This window comes from Polyangiaceae bacterium, from assembly GCA_015075635.1.
Classification (GTDB): Bacteria; Myxococcota_A; Polyangia; order Polyangiales; family Polyangiaceae; genus JADJKB01.
The window spans coordinates 915,381-933,005 of the sequence record JABTUA010000003.1 but is presented as its reverse complement, the minus strand read 5'-3'; the positions used below and the strand labels follow the sequence as shown (position 1 = coordinate 933,005).

14 protein-coding genes and 1 pseudogene are annotated in these 17,625 nt (G+C 71.0%); 12 read left to right on the top strand and 3 right to left on the bottom strand.

The genetic code is table 11. The features are described from left to right. Positions 1-2,052, top strand: a complete 2,052-nt coding sequence (locus HS104_34770; protein ID MBE7485119.1) for a hypothetical protein — start codon at positions 1-3, stop codon at positions 2,050-2,052. Positions 2,053-2,166: 114 nt separating this feature from the next. On the opposite strand, the gene HS104_34765 is transcribed toward HS104_34770, so the two are convergent. Further along, positions 2,167-2,769: a 1-acyl-sn-glycerol-3-phosphate acyltransferase gene (locus HS104_34765; GenBank protein ID MBE7485118.1), complete on the bottom strand. Its 603-nt coding sequence runs from the start codon at positions 2,767-2,769 to the stop codon at positions 2,167-2,169. A gap of 49 nt (positions 2,770-2,818) precedes the next feature. Further along, entirely contained in the window at positions 2,819-3,415 is a 597-nt protein-coding gene (locus tag HS104_34760; protein MBE7485117.1) for a TIGR00730 family Rossman fold protein, read from the bottom strand. Between the two features lie 280 nt (positions 3,416-3,695). On the opposite strand from HS104_34760, the gene HS104_34755 reads away from it, so the two are divergent. The 6 genes from HS104_34755 (at position 3,696) to HS104_34730 (ending at position 9,789) form a co-directional block, all read left to right on the top strand. Then, positions 3,696-3,944 (top strand): DUF3892 domain-containing protein, encoded by a 249-nt coding sequence (locus HS104_34755; protein MBE7485116.1) that lies wholly within the window; start codon positions 3,696-3,698, stop codon positions 3,942-3,944. 19 nt (positions 3,945-3,963) lie between these two features. Next, positions 3,964-4,185 carry a hypothetical protein gene (locus tag HS104_34750; protein ID MBE7485115.1) on the top strand — a complete coding sequence of 74 codons (222 nt, stop codon included), beginning with the start codon at positions 3,964-3,966 and terminating at the stop codon, positions 4,183-4,185. A gap of 43 nt (positions 4,186-4,228) precedes the next feature. Beyond that, on the top strand, positions 4,229-6,265 hold the full coding sequence (locus HS104_34745; protein ID MBE7485114.1) for a hypothetical protein: 2,037 nt from the start codon (positions 4,229-4,231) through the stop codon (positions 6,263-6,265). Between the two features lie 80 nt (positions 6,266-6,345). After that, positions 6,346-7,299 (top strand): nitronate monooxygenase, encoded by a 954-nt coding sequence (locus HS104_34740; protein MBE7485113.1) that lies wholly within the window; start codon positions 6,346-6,348, stop codon positions 7,297-7,299. Continuing rightward, on the top strand, positions 7,296-8,177 hold the full coding sequence (locus HS104_34735; GenBank protein MBE7485112.1) for a DUF58 domain-containing protein: 882 nt from the start codon (positions 7,296-7,298) through the stop codon (positions 8,175-8,177). The genes HS104_34740 and HS104_34735 overlap by 4 nt, the downstream gene beginning before the upstream one ends. A 40-nt stretch (positions 8,178-8,217) precedes the next feature. Next, complete coding sequence (locus tag HS104_34730) at positions 8,218-9,789, top strand: hypothetical protein (GenBank protein ID MBE7485111.1); 1,572 nt, start codon at positions 8,218-8,220, stop codon at positions 9,787-9,789. Between the two features lie 13 nt (positions 9,790-9,802). Here HS104_34730 and HS104_34725 read toward each other — a convergent pair whose 3' ends face one another. Beyond that, positions 9,803-10,249, bottom strand: a complete 447-nt coding sequence (locus tag HS104_34725; protein MBE7485110.1) for an SMI1/KNR4 family protein — start codon at positions 10,247-10,249, stop codon at positions 9,803-9,805. A 160-nt stretch (positions 10,250-10,409) separates the two neighbouring features. Here HS104_34725 and HS104_34720 point away from each other — a divergent pair, with 160 nt between their 5' ends. The 5 genes and pseudogenes from HS104_34720 to HS104_34700 all read left to right on the top strand — a co-directional run bounded on the left by HS104_34720 (position 10,410) and on the right by HS104_34700 (position 17,494). Continuing rightward, a complete protein-coding gene (locus HS104_34720; protein ID MBE7485109.1) occupies positions 10,410-11,525 on the top strand; it encodes a hypothetical protein in 1,116 nt (371 codons plus the stop codon). Then, complete coding sequence (locus tag HS104_34715; GenBank protein ID MBE7485108.1) at positions 11,522-12,736, top strand: VWA domain-containing protein; 1,215 nt, start codon at positions 11,522-11,524, stop codon at positions 12,734-12,736. The genes HS104_34720 and HS104_34715 overlap by 4 nt, the downstream gene beginning before the upstream one ends. Continuing rightward, positions 12,733-13,746, top strand: a pseudogene (locus tag HS104_34710) (VWA domain-containing protein). The gene HS104_34715 and the pseudogene HS104_34710 overlap by 4 nt, the downstream one beginning before the upstream one ends. Positions 13,747-14,822: 1,076 nt before the next feature. Further along, positions 14,823-16,670 carry a BatD family protein gene (locus HS104_34705; GenBank protein ID MBE7485107.1) on the top strand — a complete coding sequence of 616 codons (1,848 nt, stop codon included), beginning with the start codon at positions 14,823-14,825 and terminating at the stop codon, positions 16,668-16,670. Then, on the top strand, positions 16,667-17,494 hold the full coding sequence (locus HS104_34700; protein MBE7485106.1) for a hypothetical protein: 828 nt from the start codon (positions 16,667-16,669) through the stop codon (positions 17,492-17,494). Before HS104_34705 ends, HS104_34700 begins: the two co-directional genes overlap by 4 nt. Positions 17,495-17,625: the final 131 nt, after the last annotated feature.

The window sequence follows — 17,625 nt, the reverse complement described above, 5'->3', positions numbered from 1 at the left end:
GTGCGCGGGGCGACGGCTGGTTCGATCATGCTGGTGGCAGCGCTCGCGTGCGCGTGCTCGCCCTCGGACGACCGCGAGCCCGGCGACAGCGGCGGCACGCGGGTGCTCGCGGACTACACGCTGGCCGGCGGATTCTTCTCGGCGCCGTTCCCGGACGCGACCCGGCAGGGCCCCGACGGGCGGCCGCTCCTTTCGGAGTTCCCGAACCCGACGGCGTCCGTGTTCCTGGAGAAGCTGCGCGCGCTCCTCGAGCGCGACGCTCGCGGCTTCGGCACCACCGCCGGGATCTTCCTGAGCTTCGACGGCGCGCTCGATCCCGAGGTCGAGAGCGACTTTGCGGAGAGCATCGCCGGCGACGCTCGGGTCTTCTTGATGGACGTCGACGACGCCTCCCCGGACCGCGGGCGGCGGCTCCCGGTCCGGGTGCGCTTCGCGGAAGACGCCGGACCCTTCGCAGCTCCCAACCTGCTCTCGCTCGTGCCGCTCCAGGGCATCTCGCTCCGAGCCAACACGCGCTACGCCGCCGTCGTCACGCGGGAGGTCCGAGACACGAGCGGCGCGCGGCTTGGCGTGCCCACTTCGCTCCAGCGCATCCTGCGCGACGAGCTCCCGGACGGCATGAGCGAGGCGGCCTTCGACGAGCATCGGGCCGCGGTCAGCGCGCTCGACGCGTTCGGCGTCCCGAAGGCGGAGCTGGCCGGGCTCGCCGCGTTCACGACCGACGACCCGACGCGGGACCTCGGCGCGGTCCGAGAGGCGATGCTCGCGGCGCCGCCGCCGAGCGTCGCGGCGTTCGCGGCCAAGGAAGTGTTCCCGGACTTCTGCGTGTTCGAGAGCACGCTCGAGATGCCGGTGTTCCAGGCTGGCGCGCCGCCCTTCAAGGAGGAGGGCGGCGAGTGGCAGCTCTCGCCGGACGGGACACCGCTCTTGCAGGGAAAGGAGACGGCTCGCATCGTGGTCACGCTGCCCCGGCGGGCCATGCCGGCGGCGGGCTTCCCGGTGGTGATCATGAGCCGTACCGGTGGCGGCGGCGATCGCCCGCTGGTCGATCGCGGCGTGCGGGCCACGCCCGGCGGCGCGGCCATCGCCCCCGGGACGGGCCCGGCCTTGCAGTTCGCTCGCGCCGGCTGGGCCGGAGTCAGCGTCGACGGCCCCCACGGCGGCCTGCGCAACGTGACCGGTGGCGACGAGCAGTTCCTGATGTTCAACGTGACCAACCCCGCGGCGCTGCGCGACAACGTGCGCCAGTCGGCCGCCGAGATCGCGCTCCAGGCCCGCGTGCTCGCGAAGCTCGCGATCGACGCCGCGAGCTGCCCGGACCTGGTCACGAGCGGCGGGCCGGCCAAGCTCGACGCGAACGCGCTCGCGCTCATGGGCCACTCCATGGGCGCGACCATCGCACCGCTGGTGCTCGCGATTGAGCCGATGTTCCGCGCGGGGATCCTGAGCGGTGCCGGTGGAAGCTGGATCGAGAACGTGCTCTACAAGCAGAAGCCGGTGCCGGTGAAGGGCTTCGCCGAGCTGCTCCTGGGCGTGGCCGGTAAGCACTCGCTCTCGGAGAGCGACCCCGCGCTTTCGCTGTTCCAATGGGCGGCCGAGCCCGCCGATCCGCCGGCGTACGGCCGGGCCGTCGTGCACGAGCCCGCCGCGGGAGCGCCGCGACACGTGCTCTTGCTCCAGGGTATCGTCGATCACTACATCATGCCGAGCATCGCCAACGCGACCAGCCTCTCGCTGGGGCTCGATCTCGCCGGCGAGTCCCTCGACGCCGCGACGCCCGAGCTCGCCGACCTGCCGCACCTTGAGGAAGTCATCGCCTTCTCCGGTCGCGCTCAGATCGCGCTCCCGGCCGCCGGCAACGTGAGCGCCGGCGGCAAGCCCAAGGCCACGGCGGTCGTCGTGCAGCACCCGGAGGACGGAGTCGAAGACGGCCACGAGGTCGTGTTCCAGACCGAGGCGCCGAAGCATCAATACCAGTGCTTTCTCGAGAGCCTCGCCGCTGGCCTGCCGCGAGTCCCGAAGCCCGCGGGCGAGCTGGCGGCGTGCGAGTGAACGCCGCGAGGAAGTAGACTCGGGCCCCGTGGCAACCCTGCTCGGCAAGATCGAGGTCGAGACCCGCGGCCACGCCGACGTGGTGGACGTCACCGCGATGGAGAGTGAGCCGCCCTATTCGGCTTCTTCACGCAGCCGAATGGGACCGAATTTCTCCGGGTGCCGCGGCTCGGGGCGCTGCTTCTCGTAGAACGCGCGGATGACGTCCATGTCGGCGCGCACGTCGCCCGTCAACTCGATGGGCGGACCGAAGCCGCCCTCCTTGTGACGGTAGTCGAGGAACCCCGGCACCACCGGGACCTTGGCGCCGAGGGCGATGCGGTAGAAGCCGGACTTCCAGTACTCGGTGCGGCTGCGCGTGCCCTCCGGCGGAATGACCAGGTAGAAATCCTCCCGGCGCGCGAGCTCCTCGGTCATCTGCCCCACCATGCCGTTGGCCTTGGAGCGGTCGATCGGTACGCCACCCACGGCGCGGACCACCAACCCCGCGGGCGGCTTTCCCCAGGCGTCCTTGACCATCCACGAGATGGCCATCCCCGCCGACTGCGCCAGGAGCACGAGCAACAGGCCGTCCATGTTGTCGGTGTGGGGCACCGCCAGGCACACCGCGCGCCGCGGCTCGGGGATCTCTCCGACGAAGCGCCAACCACCGAGGGCTTTGAGCGCGGCTCGAGCGGCGCGGGCTTTGAGCGTGCTTCGGTCACCGCGGCGGGTCATGGCCGCACGGAGCTTCGCACGCCGGCGTCGCCAGGTGCTAGTGCGACAGTCACGGACCCGCGGGACCGCGCAGCACAGCGCCATCGAGATGGGGCAGCGGGGCCTTCGCCAGCCGCTCGAGGAGCGCGTCCGGGTCCAGAGCAGCTTGCAGGATCGGCCGGTGTTGGGGGCGGATGAAGCCGAGCTCGCAGGCGCTGTCGAGGAAGGCGAGGAGCCCGTCGTAGAAGCCGTCGGCGTTGAGCAACCCCACCGGCTTCTCGTGGTAGCCGAGCTGCGTCCAGGTCGTCACCTCGAAGATCTCCTCCAGCGTGCCCCAGCCCCCGGGCAGCGCGACGAAGGCGTCGCTGAGCTCGGCCATGCGGTGCTTGCGCTCGTGCATCGTCTCGACCACCACGAGCTCGGTCACGCCTCGGTGCCCGAGCTCGAGGTCCAAGAGCTTCCTGGGGATCACGCCGATGACCTCGGCGCCAGCGGCGAGCGCCGCGTCGGCCAGGCTGCCCATCAGGCCGATGCTGCCGCCGCCGAACACCACGCCGATCCCGCGTCGCGCCAGGCACTCGGCCATGCCGCGCGCGACCACTCGCCAGCGCTCGTCCACCAAGTTGCTCGAGCCGCAGTAGACGCAGACCCTTCGGAACCGTCGCATCACACGGGCAGCCTAGAGCCTGCGGTGGCCTGAGCAAAGCCGACGCATCCTCCAAATGACCGCATTCGGTCGTCGAAACCGGCTCCGCTGATGCAATCGTGACGCGCGCGCGGGTTGCGCCGAACGCTTCCAAGGCGTATATGTTGCGGGTCGAGAGTCCGGCTCGCATTCACTCCGGAGCTTCCAAGGAGCCCGTGGTGTCGAAGCACGAGCGACATCGATTTCGCACTCCGATGTGAGTGCAGGCCGGCCATTGGCCGCGTTGCCTGGAGAAAACAGCATGGATCGCCAAGTCAGGATGACGAAGAAGGACCGCGCCGGAAAGATCGTCGCGCTGTGCAACCCCGGACAACCGTGGTCACCGCGGCGCACAGCCGACGTCATCAAGGACATCAACGGCAACAAGTCCAGCTACTACGTCAAGCAAGCGGAGCGACGGAAGTACGTCCGTGTCATCTCTGGCACCGGCCTGGTGACCACCAACGACGCCGCGAACGAGAACAACTTGGACAACCTGCCGACCGTGTGAGTCGGGCGAGAGGTCGGCGATGCGCAACAAAGAACTCCTCCTGAACAGCATCGAGCGGGCCCAGCGCGACGTCGCTTCTGCGGAAGCGGACCTCGAGCGCCTGCTCGGCGAGCTGTTGCAGGCGCCGCGCGCCGACAAGACCACGGTGAGCCGGGTCATCGAAGAGGCCTTCGGCAAGCTGCGGTCGGCGAAGTCCGATCTGGCTGATCTCGAGACGATCGTGTCGTCGGACGACGACTGACCCGCTGGCGGGACCCGGTCGAGGCGAGCTATCGTCTGGATCGATGAGGCTCTCCCCGGCGTTCCTGGCGCTCTTCTTGGTCGCTTGCGGCGGAGACGACGCCGCAACCGAGGCCGGCGAGCCGGGCACGCGCCTCGTGTTCGAGCTCGGCGCCGACCTGTCCGATCCGGCTCAGTTCTTCGACGCGCCCTACCCCAGCGACTTGCGCACGGACGCCGACGGCCACCCGGAGGTGACGGGCTATCCGAACCCCAACGCGGTGGGGATCGTGGACGGCTTCGTGGAGAGCGCCCACGAGGCGCGGGGATTTCCCACCATTCCGGTGGTGTACTTCCGCTTCGACGGCCCGCTCGCGCCGCGCAGCTTGGACGACGTCGTGGCCGCGGACTCGGGCTCGTCGATCTTGTTGCTCGACGTGGACCCGGGCTCGCCGGAACGCGGCCGCCTCTTCCCCGTCGTCGCGCAGACGACGCCAGCGGACCCTTACGTGCCCGAGCACCTGCTCTCGGTGGCGCCCCGGCCGGGCTTCGTGCTCCGGCCCGATACGAGCTACGCCGCAGTCGTGCTGCGGTCGGCGAACGATGATGCCGGCAATCCGCTGGGTGTGCCCCCCGTCTTGGCTCGCCTCGCCAAGCGCGCGCCCGCCGGCGAGGCCGAGAAGCGAGCCGACACCACCTTCGCTCCGCTCTGGGAGACGCTCGCCACGCTCCAGATCGACCCGGGCAACGTGGCCGCCGCGACGCTGTTCACCACCGGCGACGTGGTACGCGAGCTCGCCGAGCTGACGACCCAGGTCGTCGCCAAGTACGACGTGACGCTGGCGGATCTTGCCATCTACGACGACCCGGAGGTCACCGACTTGTGCATTCTCGCAGGGAGCGTCGAATACCCCCAGTTTCAGACCGGGAAACCCCCGTTCAACAGCGACGGGCGCTTCGTCATCGGCGCATCTGGCCTGCCGGTCGAGCAGCGCCAGGAGAAGGCTCCTTTCAAGATCGTGCTGCCGAAGTCGGAGATGCCGGCCAAGGGCTATCCCCTGTTGCTCAACATCCACGGCTCCGGTGGCTTCAGCATCGCGATGGTTCGACCGGTCGCCGACGACGGCAAGCCGGGCCCGGCTCTCGGGCCAGCGTTCCCGTACGCGGGGCGCGGCTTCGCCATGGCGGGCATGGCCATGCCGCTGAACCCCGAGCGCCTCCCGGGAGCCAGCGAGACGGCCTACATCAACGCCAACAACATGGCGGCGATCCGCGACACCTTCCGCCAGGGGTCGCTCGAGCTCGGGCTGTTCCTCGAGGCGCTGGAGAAGCTCGAGATCTCGCCGAGCGCCCTGGGTGCCTGCACCGGCCCGACGCTGCCGGCCGGGGCGACGCACTTCCGCTTCGACGTGGACAAGATCGGCGTGACCGGCCAGTCGATGGGCGGCATGTACACCAACATCGTCGGCGCCACGCTACCTCAGCTCCGCGCGCTGGTTCCGACGGGCGCCGGTGGCCACTGGACGCACTTCATCTTCCACACGCCGCTGTCCGGCGGGAAGTTCCCGGCGCTGATCAAGCTCGTGCTGGCGGGGACGGAGCCGCTGTCCTTCGTGCACCCGGTGATCGGCCTGGGCGCGGCGGCGCTCGAAGCCGCCGATCCCGTCGTGTACGTGGGGCGCATCGCTCGGCGCCCGCTCGAAGGCCATCCGGTGCGGTCCATCTACGAGCCCTGCGCGCCGCAGGACTCGTACTTCGCCACCGAGACCTACGACGCCATGGCTCTCGCCTACGGCCACCCGCAGGCGGGCGAGGCCCAGTGGACGAGCATGCAGGACGCCCTCGGGCTGGCCGACCTCGACGGCATCGTGTCGCTTCCGCTGGAGAACAACCTGAAGAGCGAGAGCGGGACGGCCTACACCGGTGCGGTGCTTCAGTTCGCGCCCAAGGCGTTGCCCGGGGAGACGCTCGACGGCCACGCCATCTACTCGCGGCGCGACGACGTGAAGTACCAATACTCGTGCTTCATGCAGTCGTTCTTCGCTACCGGCAAGGCGCGCATCCCAGCGCCGAAGGATGACTTCACGGCCGCCTGCGAGTGAGGGATGACGGAGGGGCCTCCGCATGCTGCGATTCCATTCGATACGGACCGACCCGTCAGCTAGCCTTGCCTCCCCGCGCGATGTCACTCCCCAAGCTCCTCGAGGGCCGCCTCGCCCTGCCCGTGATCGGCGCACCGCTCTTCATCATCTCCACGCCCGAGCTGGTGCTCGCGCAGTGCAAGGCCGGCATCGTCGGCGCTTTTCCGGCTCTGAACGCCCGTCCGCCGGAGCTCTTGGACGAGTGGCTCGGCCGCATCACGCGCGAGCTCGCGGAGTGGGACGCGGCGCACCCGGAGGCGCCTTCCGCGCCGTTCGCGGTCAACCAGATCGTCCACAAATCGAACGATCGACTCTCGCACGACCTCGAGCTGTGCGTGAAACACCGCGTGCCCATCGTGATCACCTCGCTCGGCGCCCGCGAGGACGTGAACCGCGCGGTCCGCGACTACGGCGGCATCGTGCTGCACGACATCATCCACATCACCCACGCCAAGAAGGCGCTGGAGAAGGGCGCCGACGGCCTGATCGCGGTGGCCGCCGGGGCGGGCGGGCACGCAGGCACGCTCTCGCCCTTCGCGCTGGTGCAGGAGATCCGACAATTCTGGCAGGGCCCGCTGGTGCTGGCGGGCGCCATCGCCAACGGACGCTCGGTGCTCGCGGCTCGCGCCCTGGGCGCCGACCTCGCCTACGTCGGCTCCGCGTTCATCGCCACGCGGGAGGCCAACGCCCCGGACTCCTACAAGCAGGCCATCGTCGAGTCGAAGGCGGCGGACATCGTCTACACGAACCTGTTCACCGGCGTACACGGCAACTACCTGCGCTCGTCCATCGCCGCCGCTGGCCTGGACCCGGACGCCTTGCCGCCGAGCGACCCCTCGAAGATGAGCTTCGGGTCCGGCCGCACCAAGGCTTGGCGCGACATCTGGGGCTCGGGCCAGGGCATCGGCGTGCTCCACGAAGTGACCAGCGCCGCCGAGCTGGTCGCGCGCCTGCGTCGCGAGTACGAGAGCGCCAAGCTGGAGCTCTCGCCATGATCCCCAAAGAGCTGATCAAGGCCCTGCGCAAGATCGAGATCACGACGAACCGGCTCGCGACCGAGCAGCTGTCGGGGAACTACACTTCGGTGTTCAAGGGCCAGGGCCTGGCCTTTCGCGAGGTGCGCCAGTACCAGCCCGGCGACGACGTGCGCAGCATCGACTGGAACGTCAGCGCGCGCATGAACGACACCTACGTCAAGGTGTTCGTCGAAGAGCGCGAGATGACCGTGATGCTGGTGGTCGATCTATCGGCCAGCGAGAGCTTCGGCACCCGGCGCTCCAGCAAGGCCGCACTGGCGGCCGAGGTGGCGGCGCTGTGCGCCTTCAGCGCCATCAAACACAACGACCGCGTGGGGCTGATCCTGACCAGCGACCAGATCGAGAAGATCGTGCCGCCGAAGAAGGGGCAGAAGCACGTGATGCGCGTGGTGCGCGAGATCCTGGGCGCGAAGCCGGAGCGCACCGGCACGGATCTGGGGGTCGCGCTCGAGACGCTGTACAACGTGGCCCGCCGCCGCAGCGTGGCCTTCGTGCTCTCGGACTTCTACGCCAGCGGCTACGAGCGCGCGCTGGCACTGGCGGCGGCCCGGCACGACGTGATCCCGTGCCTCTTGCTCGATCCGCGCGACGAGGAGCTCCCCGACGTGGGCCTGGCGACCTTCGAGGACTTCGAGACCGGCGAGAGCGTCCTGGTGGACACCTCGAGCCCGCGGGTGCGCGCTCACTACGCGCACCAGATGCGCGCCATGCGCGCGGAGCACGTCAAGCTGTTCCGGAAGCTCGGCCTCGATCACGTGGTGATCCGCACCGATCAACCGTACGTGAAGCCGCTGCGCGATCTGTTCGCGCGGCGCGCGCGGCGACTGCGGCGCTGAGCAACTGGCCAACGTGCTCGCCGCGGCGTAGTATGTCCGGATGGGTTCGTCGTCGAAGCGCGTCGTGCTCGGAGCGCTCGCGTCCACTTTCGCCGCCGTGCTCGCGGCCTCGTGCAGCCTCTCGTCCCTGGACGACCTCAAGGGCTCGCCGAGCGGGCAGAACGACGCCGGGCAGAGCGGCGACGCGGGCACGGACGGGCAGATCTCCACCGACGGCGGCGACGCCGGCGGCTGCGTACCCGTGAGCTGCAAGGCCACGAACGCCGAGTGCGGCAGCATCCCGGACGGCTGCGGCGACAGCCTCGACTGCGGCGAGTGCGAGCCGGGGCTGTTCTGCGGCGGGAGCGGGCCGAACCGCTGCGGGACCACGCCCTGCCTGCCGAAGACCTGCGCCGATCTGGCGGCGAGCTGCGGAACGGTGTCCGACGGATGCGACAAAGTCCTCGACTGCGGGACCTGCACGGCGCCGGAGACGTGCGGCGGCGGCGGCGCGGCCAACGCCTGCGGCTGCACGCCCAAGACCTGCGCCCAGCAGGGCGCCGCCTGCGGCACCATCTCCGACGGCTGCGGCAACAACATCGTGTGCGGCAGCTGCCAGCTGCCGCAGGTGTGCACCAACAACCAGTGCGGCTGCACGCCAACCAAGTGCGCGGACGTCGGCGCGGACTGCGGCACGATCTCCGACGGCTGTGGCGGCACCGTGAGCTGCGGCTCCTGCCCCAGCGGCCAGTCGTGCGGCGGCGGCGGCGCCAACAAGTGCGGCTCGAACCCTTGCGTGCCGACGTCGTGCGCCGCCGCGGGCAAGAACTGCGGCACCATCTCCGACGGCTGCGGCAAGACGCTCTCCTGCGGCAGCTGCTCCAGCCCGGACACCTGTGGCGGCGGCGGAACGGCGAATGTCTGCGGTTGCACGCCGACCAGCTGCGCGGCCGAAGGCAAGAACTGCGGCAGCATTCCCAACGGTTGCGGCGGCAACCTGAGCTGCGGCACTTGCACCAGCCCCAACACCTGCGGCGGCGGCGGCACCGCCAACGTCTGCGGTTGCACGGCCACGACCTGCTCCGCGCAAGGCAAGAATTGCGGCAGCATTCCCAACGGCTGCGGCGGCAACCTGAGCTGCGGCAGCTGCACCAGCCCCAACACCTGCGGCGGCGGTGGCACCGCCAACGTCTGCGGCTGCACGCCGACCAGCTGCGCGGCCCAGGGCAAGAACTGCGGCACCATCTCCAACGGCTGCGGCGGCAACCTGAGCTGCGGCACCTGCACGAGCCCCAACACCTGCGGCGGCGGCGGCACCGCCAACGTCTGCGGCTGCACGCCGACCAGCTGCGCCGCTCAAGGCAAGAACTGCGGCAGCATCCCCAACGGCTGCGGGGGAACGCTCAACTGCGGCACCTGCACCGCGCCGAGCACCTGTACCAACAACGTGTGTACCGCCTGCGTGCCGAACCCCGATCCTTGCCCCTCGAGCCAGTGCGCTGGCACGGCGTCGGACGGGTGCGGCGGAACGGTGAGCTGCACGGCCAATTGCGGCCTGGCGGGGGAGTGTCCCTGTGCGGGCGGCCACTGCGCCGGCAACTACTGCTCGTGCAACCCCGGGCCGTGCCTCTGACGCGCGCTCGAATTCACGGGGCCTCCGGCTCCGGCGGCGCCCCGAGCGCGGCGACGAGCTCGTCGAAGCTCTCGCAGGCGACCTGCCACGACGCCGGGTTCGGCACCTCGGCGCTGCGGCAGATCCGCACGCGACCGGCGGGGCTGTCGTCAAACAGGTAGAAGCGGCCTTCTCCGTCCGTCGCGAACAGGAGCTGATCCGGCGCGTGCTCGTCCACGCCCCAGCCGCGGTGCTCCGAGAGCACCTGCTCGGCCGGAGTCAGGTAGATGGCGCCAAGACCCGGCACCGGCAGCCCGCGCACGCTCCCGGCCCCGCCGTTGGTGGCCCGGAGCAGGTCGAGATAGGCCGACGGCAGCGCGAACGGCGCCTCGCGGATCAGGCCGAGCAGGGCGAAGTTGCCGACGGGCTCGCGCAGCCGGAAACCCAGCTGCTCGAGCCGTGTGCGCAGGCGCCCAGCCATGCGCCCATGCTAAACCCCCGGTCGATCCCGCGCGTCGGAATACGCATGGCGCCGAGATTGTCTCCCCGAAGCGGGTCGAGCTATAGCAAGCGCCGGTTTTTCCGAGGAGCTTCGCAGGGATGAACGGAGAGAGCGCACCCCGCCGGAGGCAGCCCCGCCCGTGAGAGCTCGGCGCCTGCTCTGGGCCTTGTGCGCGTGGTCGTCGCACGGGCTGGCGGACGCCGGCACGGGCGCGCCGGAGCGCGTGACGGCGACCTGCATCGAGCGCTGGCCGGAGGGCAAGCCTCGTCCGAAGCTGGAGGAGCGCTTCCCGGACAAGGGCACCAGCGGCTGGGCCGCCACCCTCGAGGTGGTGGTCGAGCACGGCAAGGGCGAGACCGTCCTGCCGAACGGCTTTCGTATCGAGCTGGAGAGCGACGCCGCCCGGGCGCTCGAGCGCGCGGGCTTCGCCATCCCGGACGCGGACGGCGGCGCGGGACCGAGCATCCAGGTCACGCCCAGCGGGGACACGGCGAAGAGCACGGTGAAGGTGCCGGTCGTGGCCCTGCCACCGAAGCCAGGCCGCAGCGTGCTGGAGCTGCCGCCGTTGCCCATCGCCATCGCTCGCGCCAGCGGCGAGCTCGTCACGCTGTGCACCGCACCGCACAGCATCGTGATCGACGACCCCATCGCGAGCACGCCCGACGCTCAGCCCAAGGACAACCCGCCGCCGCGTCCGGAGCGCGAGGTCTGGACCGCGGCCAAGCAGGTCACGCTCGCGGCGCTGGTGGCTCTGCTCGTCGGTGCGCTGGTGGCGTGGCTCATCGGCCGCTGGCGCGCCCGGCCGAAGCCCGTCCCGCCGCCGCCGCCGCCGCGCCCCCCGTGGGAGGTGGCCTTCGAGGAGCTGGGTGATCTGCGCGCACGCGAGCTGATCAAGAACGAGCGCTACGCCGAGCACTACGCCCGCGTCTCCCACATCGTGCGCAAGTACTGCGGCGATCGCTATGGCTTCGACGGGCTGGAGAGCACGACCCGCGAGATGATGAGCGTGCTGCGCCGGGTGGTGCCACCCATCGTGGTGCTGCCGGAGATCGAGGCCTCGCTGCGCCACGCAGATCTGGTGAAGTTCGCCCGCCTCACGCCCAGCGCCGAGGAGTGCGAGGAGGCTCTGGCGCGCGCCGAGCAAATCGTTCGGCGCACGGTCCCGCTGATCACCGAACCGCCGCTGCCGCCGCCCAGCGCTACCCCGCCGCCTCCGCCCGAGGCGCAGCCTGGACAAGGAGCTGGTGCGCCATGACGCCGCCCAAGGCTCCGCCGTCGCCGCGCCGTCCTGGGCCCCGCGCGCCGGGTCCGCGCTCGCGCCTGTGGCAGCGCATCGGCGTGGTGACGCTGGCGCTGATCGGCGCGCTCGGCGCGGGCATCGCCTACCCCGCCATCGCGCGAGGGCCGGAGCTCTTGAACGCGAGCTGGCAGAACTGGTGGTTCTTGCCGCTCCTGGTCCTGGTGCCATTGGTGTTCTGGCGCGCCACCTGGGGAGAGGACCGGCGCACGCCGCGGCTCCGGGTGGGGACGCTCTTGCCCTTCACCCTAGGCCCGGTGGGCTGGCACGTGTGGCTGCGCGACGTGCCGGGCGTGTTCCGCTCCGTCGGCGTCGGGTTGTTCATCCTGGCGCTCGCCCGGCCCATCAACACGTTGCACCCGGAGATCACCGACGAGCGCGGCATCGACATCGTGCTGGTCCTGGATCTGTCCGGGTCGATGCAGGCCGTGATCGACAACGTGCCCGAGAACTTGCAGAAGTTCATGCCGCGGGAGCGCGATCGGCGCATCCGTCCGACCCGCCTGGACGTGGCGAAGGCCGTCATCCGCGACTTCATCTCGCGGCGCAAGACCGATCGCATCGGCGTGGTGGTGTTCGGCAAAGAAGCCTACGTGCTCTCGCCTCCCACGCTGGACTACCACCTGCTCGACGCGCTGGTCTCCAAGATGGCGCTCAAGCTCATCGACGGCAGCGCCACGGCCATCGGCGACGCGACCGGCGTCGCGGTCGCGCGGCTGCGCCGCAGCCAGGCCCGCAGCAAGGCGGTCATGCTGCTGACCGACGGCGACAACAACGCAGGGCAGATCTCGCCAGAGTACTCGGCTCACCTGGCCAAGCTGGTCGGCGCGAAGCTCTTCACCATCCAGATCGGCAGCGGCGAGGTCGCCGAGGTGCAGGACGGCTTCGATCTGTTCGGCCAGCCGCGCTACGTCACGGTGCCCTTCCCGGTGAACCCCGAGCTCTTGAAGAAGCTCGCGGAGGAGACCGGTGGCGAGACCTACGTGGCCAGCGATGCGACCAAGCTCCAGGAGAGCTTCCACGACGTGCTCGACAAGCTGGAGAAGACGCGCTTCGAGGCCAGCATCGCCAGCTTCGAGGACATGTACCGGTTCCTGCTCCTGCCCGGCGTGCTCCTGATCGCCCTGGACGCCATCCTGCGCGCGCTGCTGCTCAGGAGGTTCCCGTGAAGTTCGCCCAGCCGCTCTGGCTGTTCGGGACCGGCCTCGCGGTCGTGGTGGCGGTGCTCCTGGTGACCGGCGGGCTGCTCCTGATCCGCTCGGTGCGCCGCTTCGGCGACGAGAAGCTGGTCGAGGGCCTGCTCACCGCCAAGCCCAGCGCGCGTCGCGCCTTCAAGGGCGCGCTCCTCGTGCTGGCGGTCGCGTTCGGGTTCTTCGCGGCCGCGCAACCGCAATACGGCCGTGGCACGCGCATCATCCCGGCGACCAACCTCGACGTGATCGTTGTGCTCGACTACTCGAAGAGCATGCACGCGCGCGACGTGAAGCCGTCGCGCATCGCTCGGGCCAAGACCGAGGTGGCGCAGCTGATCGCCGACCTGCCGGGCGCCCGCTTCGCAGCGGTGGCCTTCGCCGGCGAGCCCATGGCCTTCCCGATGACCAGCGACGGCAGCGCGGTCGCGCAGTTCTTCCGGCAGCTCACGCCGAACGACATGCCGGTGGGTGGGACCGCCATCGCCCGCGCGCTGGAGTCCGCGCGGGAGCTGTTCGGTCGGGACCCGCTGTCGCGCTCCCACAAGAAGGTGATCGTCCTGGTCACGGACGGCGAGGACCTCGAGGGCGATCCGGTGAGCGTGGCGCAGGCCGCGGCGCAGGACGGGGTCACCGTCCACGTCGTCCAGATCGGCGGGCGCACTCCCGAGCCGCTGCCGGAGGTGAACGAGGCCGGCGAGATCAGCGGCTGGCGCACCGACTCCGAAGGCAAGCCGGTGACCACGCAGCTCTCCGCGGCGGGAGAGGCCCAGCTCGGCAAGATCGCCGCGGCGAGCGGCGGCAACGTCGCCCGGAGCGAGGCCGGCGCCACCGGCATCCGCGCCATCGCCGCCTCGCTGCGCAAGATGATGACCGGCGAGCTCAGCGAGCGCGTGGAGACGGTGTACGCCGACGTCTATCTGTGGCCGCTCCTGCTCTCGCTCGGCCTGCTGCTCGCCGAGACGTTCATCCCCGAGACGCCGCGGCGCCCGCGTCCGACCCAGGTGCCGCCGCCGCCGCACAAGACCCGGGTGAAGCGCAAGCGCAAGACCCTGGCGGCCGTCGCGGCGGGAGCGGCGCTTCCCCTCGCTCTGCCCCTGGGCTGCGACGGCGGAGTCGATCGTCTCTTCGAGCGCAACGCGCCTCGGGTGGACGAGGCCATCGCCGCCCTCGACGCCGGCGACGCGCAGGCCGCCGTGGGCCTGCTCGCGGAGTACCTGGCGACCGGCAAGTGCGAGCAGGGGCAGATCGGCACTAACGACGGGCTCCGCCAGCGCTCGAACGCGAGCTTCGATCTGGCCCTGGGTTTGTTCGAGATCGCGGAGACGTTCGGCAAGCGCTTCGGCGACGAGGAGTCCGCGGGCGACGCCGGGCTCACGCCGGCAGAAGAAGCAGCGCTGGCCGAGCGCAGCGACCAGGTGGACTGCGCGCTGAAAATCGTGGAGCTGGTCGCGCTCGATCAGAAGGTGGCGATCGATCTCCGCGCCCGCGCCCACTACCTGGCCGGCAACCTGGAGTTCCTGCGCCGTCGCTACCGCGTCGCGGTCAACCATTACGACCGCGCGCTGAAGCTGATCCCGGGTCTGCCGGACGACGCCGGCGACGGCATCGGGCGGGACGCCGCCTGGAACCGCGCCATCGCGCTGCGCCGCGCCGAGGACGAGGAGGCGAAGCAGGACGCGAGCCAAGAGGCCGAGCCCGACTCGAGCGACGCGAGCGAGGACCAGAACCCGGAGGGCGGCGACGGCAGCTCGCCGGACGCGGGTGACGACGCGAGCGACGACGGCGGCGGCCCAGACGGCGGCAGCGACAGCGGACGCGACTCCGGCGACGACGGCCAGAGCCAGAGCGCCGATCAGGACGGCGGTCAGGAGGCCGGCAACGACTCGGGCGCGGGGCCGCAGGATCAGCCCGACGCGGGAGCGCCGCCGGATCAGCAGGAGAGCTCCAGCATCAACCAGGACGAGCGCATGCTCGACATGCTCGAGCGCGCGCCGACCTTGCAGCAGCAGGCGGCGCGGAACCGCGCGCTTCAGCGCCAGACGCGGACGGGAATGGAGGACAAGTGAGGCTCTTCGTCTCGCTCTGCCTCCTGGTCGCGCTGCTCGCGCTCTCGCAGAGCGGGCTGGCTCAGGCCACCGCGACGCTGAAGACCCAGATCTCGAGCCGACACGTCGAGGCCGGCGAGACCTTCACCGTCACCCTGACGGCGATGACGGACAAGGGCTCCACGCTGCCGCAGAGTCCGTCGCTGCCCGTGCCGTCAGGCTTCACCGTCCACGGTCCCAGCGTCGCGATGCAGCAGCAGGTCACGCTTCAGGGCGGCAGCTTCCTGCAACGCTTCGGTATCAGCGCCACCTGGACCCTCACGGGGTCGAAGACCGGCCGCTTCCGCATCGGACCACCGAGTGTCCTCATCGGCACCCAGCGCTCGAGCGGCGACGTGATCGAAGTCCAGATCGTGCCGCCGGGCACGTCACCGCGCCCGCGCCACCGCGATCCGCTCGATCCCTTCGGCTTCGGCTTGCCTCAGATCCCGGGGCTGCTCGGCGACGACCCGCCGCCGCAGGACCTGCCGCCCTTCCCCGAGGAGCTCAGGGTGATGCAGCCCGAAGAGCCGGTTGCGTTCCTGCGCGCCGTCGCCACGCCGACCCGAGCCGTCGTCGGCGAGCAGATCACGCTGAAGATCTTCGCCTACGGCGGCCGCGGACCGTTTCGCGAGACCAACACCTCGGAGCCGAGCCGCGAGGCGTTCCTGGCCCAGACCATCCTGGAGAGCTCCTACGCAGAGACGATGCACCGCGTGCCCATCGGCGACGAGATCTGGCACGCGAAGAAGATCCGCGAGCTCGCGCTGTTCCCCATCCGCACCGGCAGGCTGACCATCGGCGCCATGCGCATGGGCTTCGAGGGGCGCGGCTACCCCAGCTCTGGCGCGCACAAAGGCCTGGTTCGCACGAGCGTCCCCATCGCCATCGACGTGGTCGAGCCCCCGCTTCAGGGACGCCCAGCCGGCTACAAGCCGGGTGACGTCGGGCGCTTCGCGCTCTCCGCCAACATCGAGCCCCGGGAGATCGCGGCCGGAGACGCCGTCAGCGTGGTGGCCAAGCTCGAGGGCACCGGCAACCTGCCGCTCGCGCTCAAGACGCCGCAGCAGACCGGGGTGACCTGGCTCGAGCCCACGACGGTGGAGGAGATCGAGCCCCGCGGCTCGCGCGTCGGCGGCTGGCGCAAGTACACCTACGTCGTGCGCATCGACACTCCGGGCGACGTCGATCTCGGCGAGCTCACGCTTCCGTATTGGGACCCCGAGAGGGAGTCCTACGACATCGCGAAGGCAGCGCTCGGAAGCATCAAGGTTCGTCCGGGCAAAGCACCGGTCGAGCCGGCGGCTGACGACGCACTGGCTGGTGCCCTCGCGCCGCGCAAGGTGCTGGGCGGCGCACCGGCAGCGCGAGCGCCGCTGACGGACGCGGGCTGGTTCTGGCCGGTGGTGTTCCTGGCGCCCCTCGGCGTGGTGATGGCCGGTGCCGGCCGACAGCTGAGCAAGCGCCTGAGCACGCGCTGGCGAGAGCAGAAGCAGAGCCACGGCTCGCTGGCTGCGCGCGCCCTCGCCGACGCGCGCGCCGCCCTCGGGCAGGGCGACGCGGGCCGCGCCGCCAGCCAGGCCGAGAAGGCCGTGCTGCTCGCCGTGGAGGGCGCGACCGGTCTCGGCGCTCGCGCGGTGCTGAAGGCCGAGCTCGCGAACGAGCTCGAAGCGCGCGGCCTCGACGCGGGCCTCTGCGAGAACGTCGTGACCCTGCTCGAGCGCTGCGACGACCTGCGCTTCACCGGCGCCGCCGAGGCGACGGGCGCCGAAGAGCTAGTCGAGCGCGCCGCGAAGATCGTGAAGGCGCTGGGGCGCGGCGCATGAGAGGGCGAGCGATCGCTTTGGTGCTCGCCGGCGCGCTGCTCTGCTCACCGTCGCCGGGCCGAGCCGACGCAGCTCAGGAGAAGGCCTTCGCCGAGGCGGTGCAGAGCCTGGAGCGCGGCGCCTACGACGACGCCATCGATCGCCTGGAGTCGCTGGCGGACAGCGGCTTCAGCCACGCCGACGCCAGCTACAACCGAGCCGCCGCCTACGTGGCCCGCGCGCGCTCGCCGGTCGCGCGCCCCGGCGATCTGGGCCGCGCCGTCGCTGCGCTCGAGGAGAGCCTGCTCTTGCGTCCGGACGACGCCGACGCCGAGCGTGCCCTGGAGCGCGTGCGCGGCGAGATCGCCCGGCGCCGCGCCCGCGAGGGCGCCGAGCCCGTGATCGCCAAGACCACGCTCTCCCGCGCGCTGGTCGCGCTCTTGCCGGAGAGCGCGTGGGCCGCGCTCGCCGCCCTCGGCTCGCTCCTGGCCTCGCTGGGCCTCGGCGCGCGCTTTGCCTATCGCGTCGAGCGGCGCCGCCTGGCCGCGACCATCGTGGCCAGCGCCGGCGCAATGCTGCTCTGCGTGTGCGGCTCGCTCGCGCTCGGCGCGCGGCACTTCCGCCTGAGCTCGCGCCCCGCCGTGGTGGTGGTCGGCGATGCGCGCCTGCTGGACGAGACCGGCAAGCCGCTGGTGCAGAAGGGCGGCGTGCCCGAGCACGTCTCCATGCCCGAGGGCACGAGCCTCTTCGTGCGCGAGCGCCGCGGCCAGCTGGTGCGCGTGGAGTGGGGCTCGACGGAGGCCTGGGTGGAGAGCTCGCAGCTCCGGGTGTTGTCGGGGGCGTGAGGCGCGCTCGGGGTCCAACTCAGGGCGCGTCGACCGGCGGACGCGAGCCTACCTCGCGCGGCTCGACAGGCTGCGCGCTCCGCTGCCCAACGTACCGCGAGGGCTACGCAAGTGCGGGGACGAACATGACG

What these genes read in the sequence shown, in the direction of transcription:
- HS104_34765 (MBE7485118.1), bottom strand. Translation starts at nt 2,769, where the DNA reads ATGACCCGCCGCGGTGACCGAAGCACGCTCAAAGCCCGCGCCGCTCGA.
- HS104_34760 (MBE7485117.1), bottom strand. Translation starts at nt 3,415, where the DNA reads ATGCGACGGTTCCGAAGGGTCTGCGTCTACTGCGGCTCGAGCAACTTG.
- HS104_34755 (MBE7485116.1), top strand. Translation starts at nt 3,696, where the DNA reads ATGGATCGCCAAGTCAGGATGACGAAGAAGGACCGCGCCGGAAAGATC.
- HS104_34750 (MBE7485115.1), top strand. Translation starts at nt 3,964, where the DNA reads ATGCGCAACAAAGAACTCCTCCTGAACAGCATCGAGCGGGCCCAGCGC.
- HS104_34745 (MBE7485114.1), top strand. Translation starts at nt 4,229, where the DNA reads ATGAGGCTCTCCCCGGCGTTCCTGGCGCTCTTCTTGGTCGCTTGCGGC.
- HS104_34740 (MBE7485113.1), top strand. Translation starts at nt 6,346, where the DNA reads ATGTCACTCCCCAAGCTCCTCGAGGGCCGCCTCGCCCTGCCCGTGATC.
- HS104_34735 (MBE7485112.1), top strand. Translation starts at nt 7,296, where the DNA reads ATGATCCCCAAAGAGCTGATCAAGGCCCTGCGCAAGATCGAGATCACG.
- HS104_34730 (MBE7485111.1), top strand. Translation starts at nt 8,218, where the DNA reads ATGGGTTCGTCGTCGAAGCGCGTCGTGCTCGGAGCGCTCGCGTCCACT.
- HS104_34725 (MBE7485110.1), bottom strand. Translation starts at nt 10,249, where the DNA reads ATGGCTGGGCGCCTGCGCACACGGCTCGAGCAGCTGGGTTTCCGGCTG.
- HS104_34715 (MBE7485108.1), top strand. Translation starts at nt 11,522, where the DNA reads ATGACGCCGCCCAAGGCTCCGCCGTCGCCGCGCCGTCCTGGGCCCCGC.
- HS104_34700 (MBE7485106.1), top strand. Translation starts at nt 16,667, where the DNA reads ATGAGAGGGCGAGCGATCGCTTTGGTGCTCGCCGGCGCGCTGCTCTGC.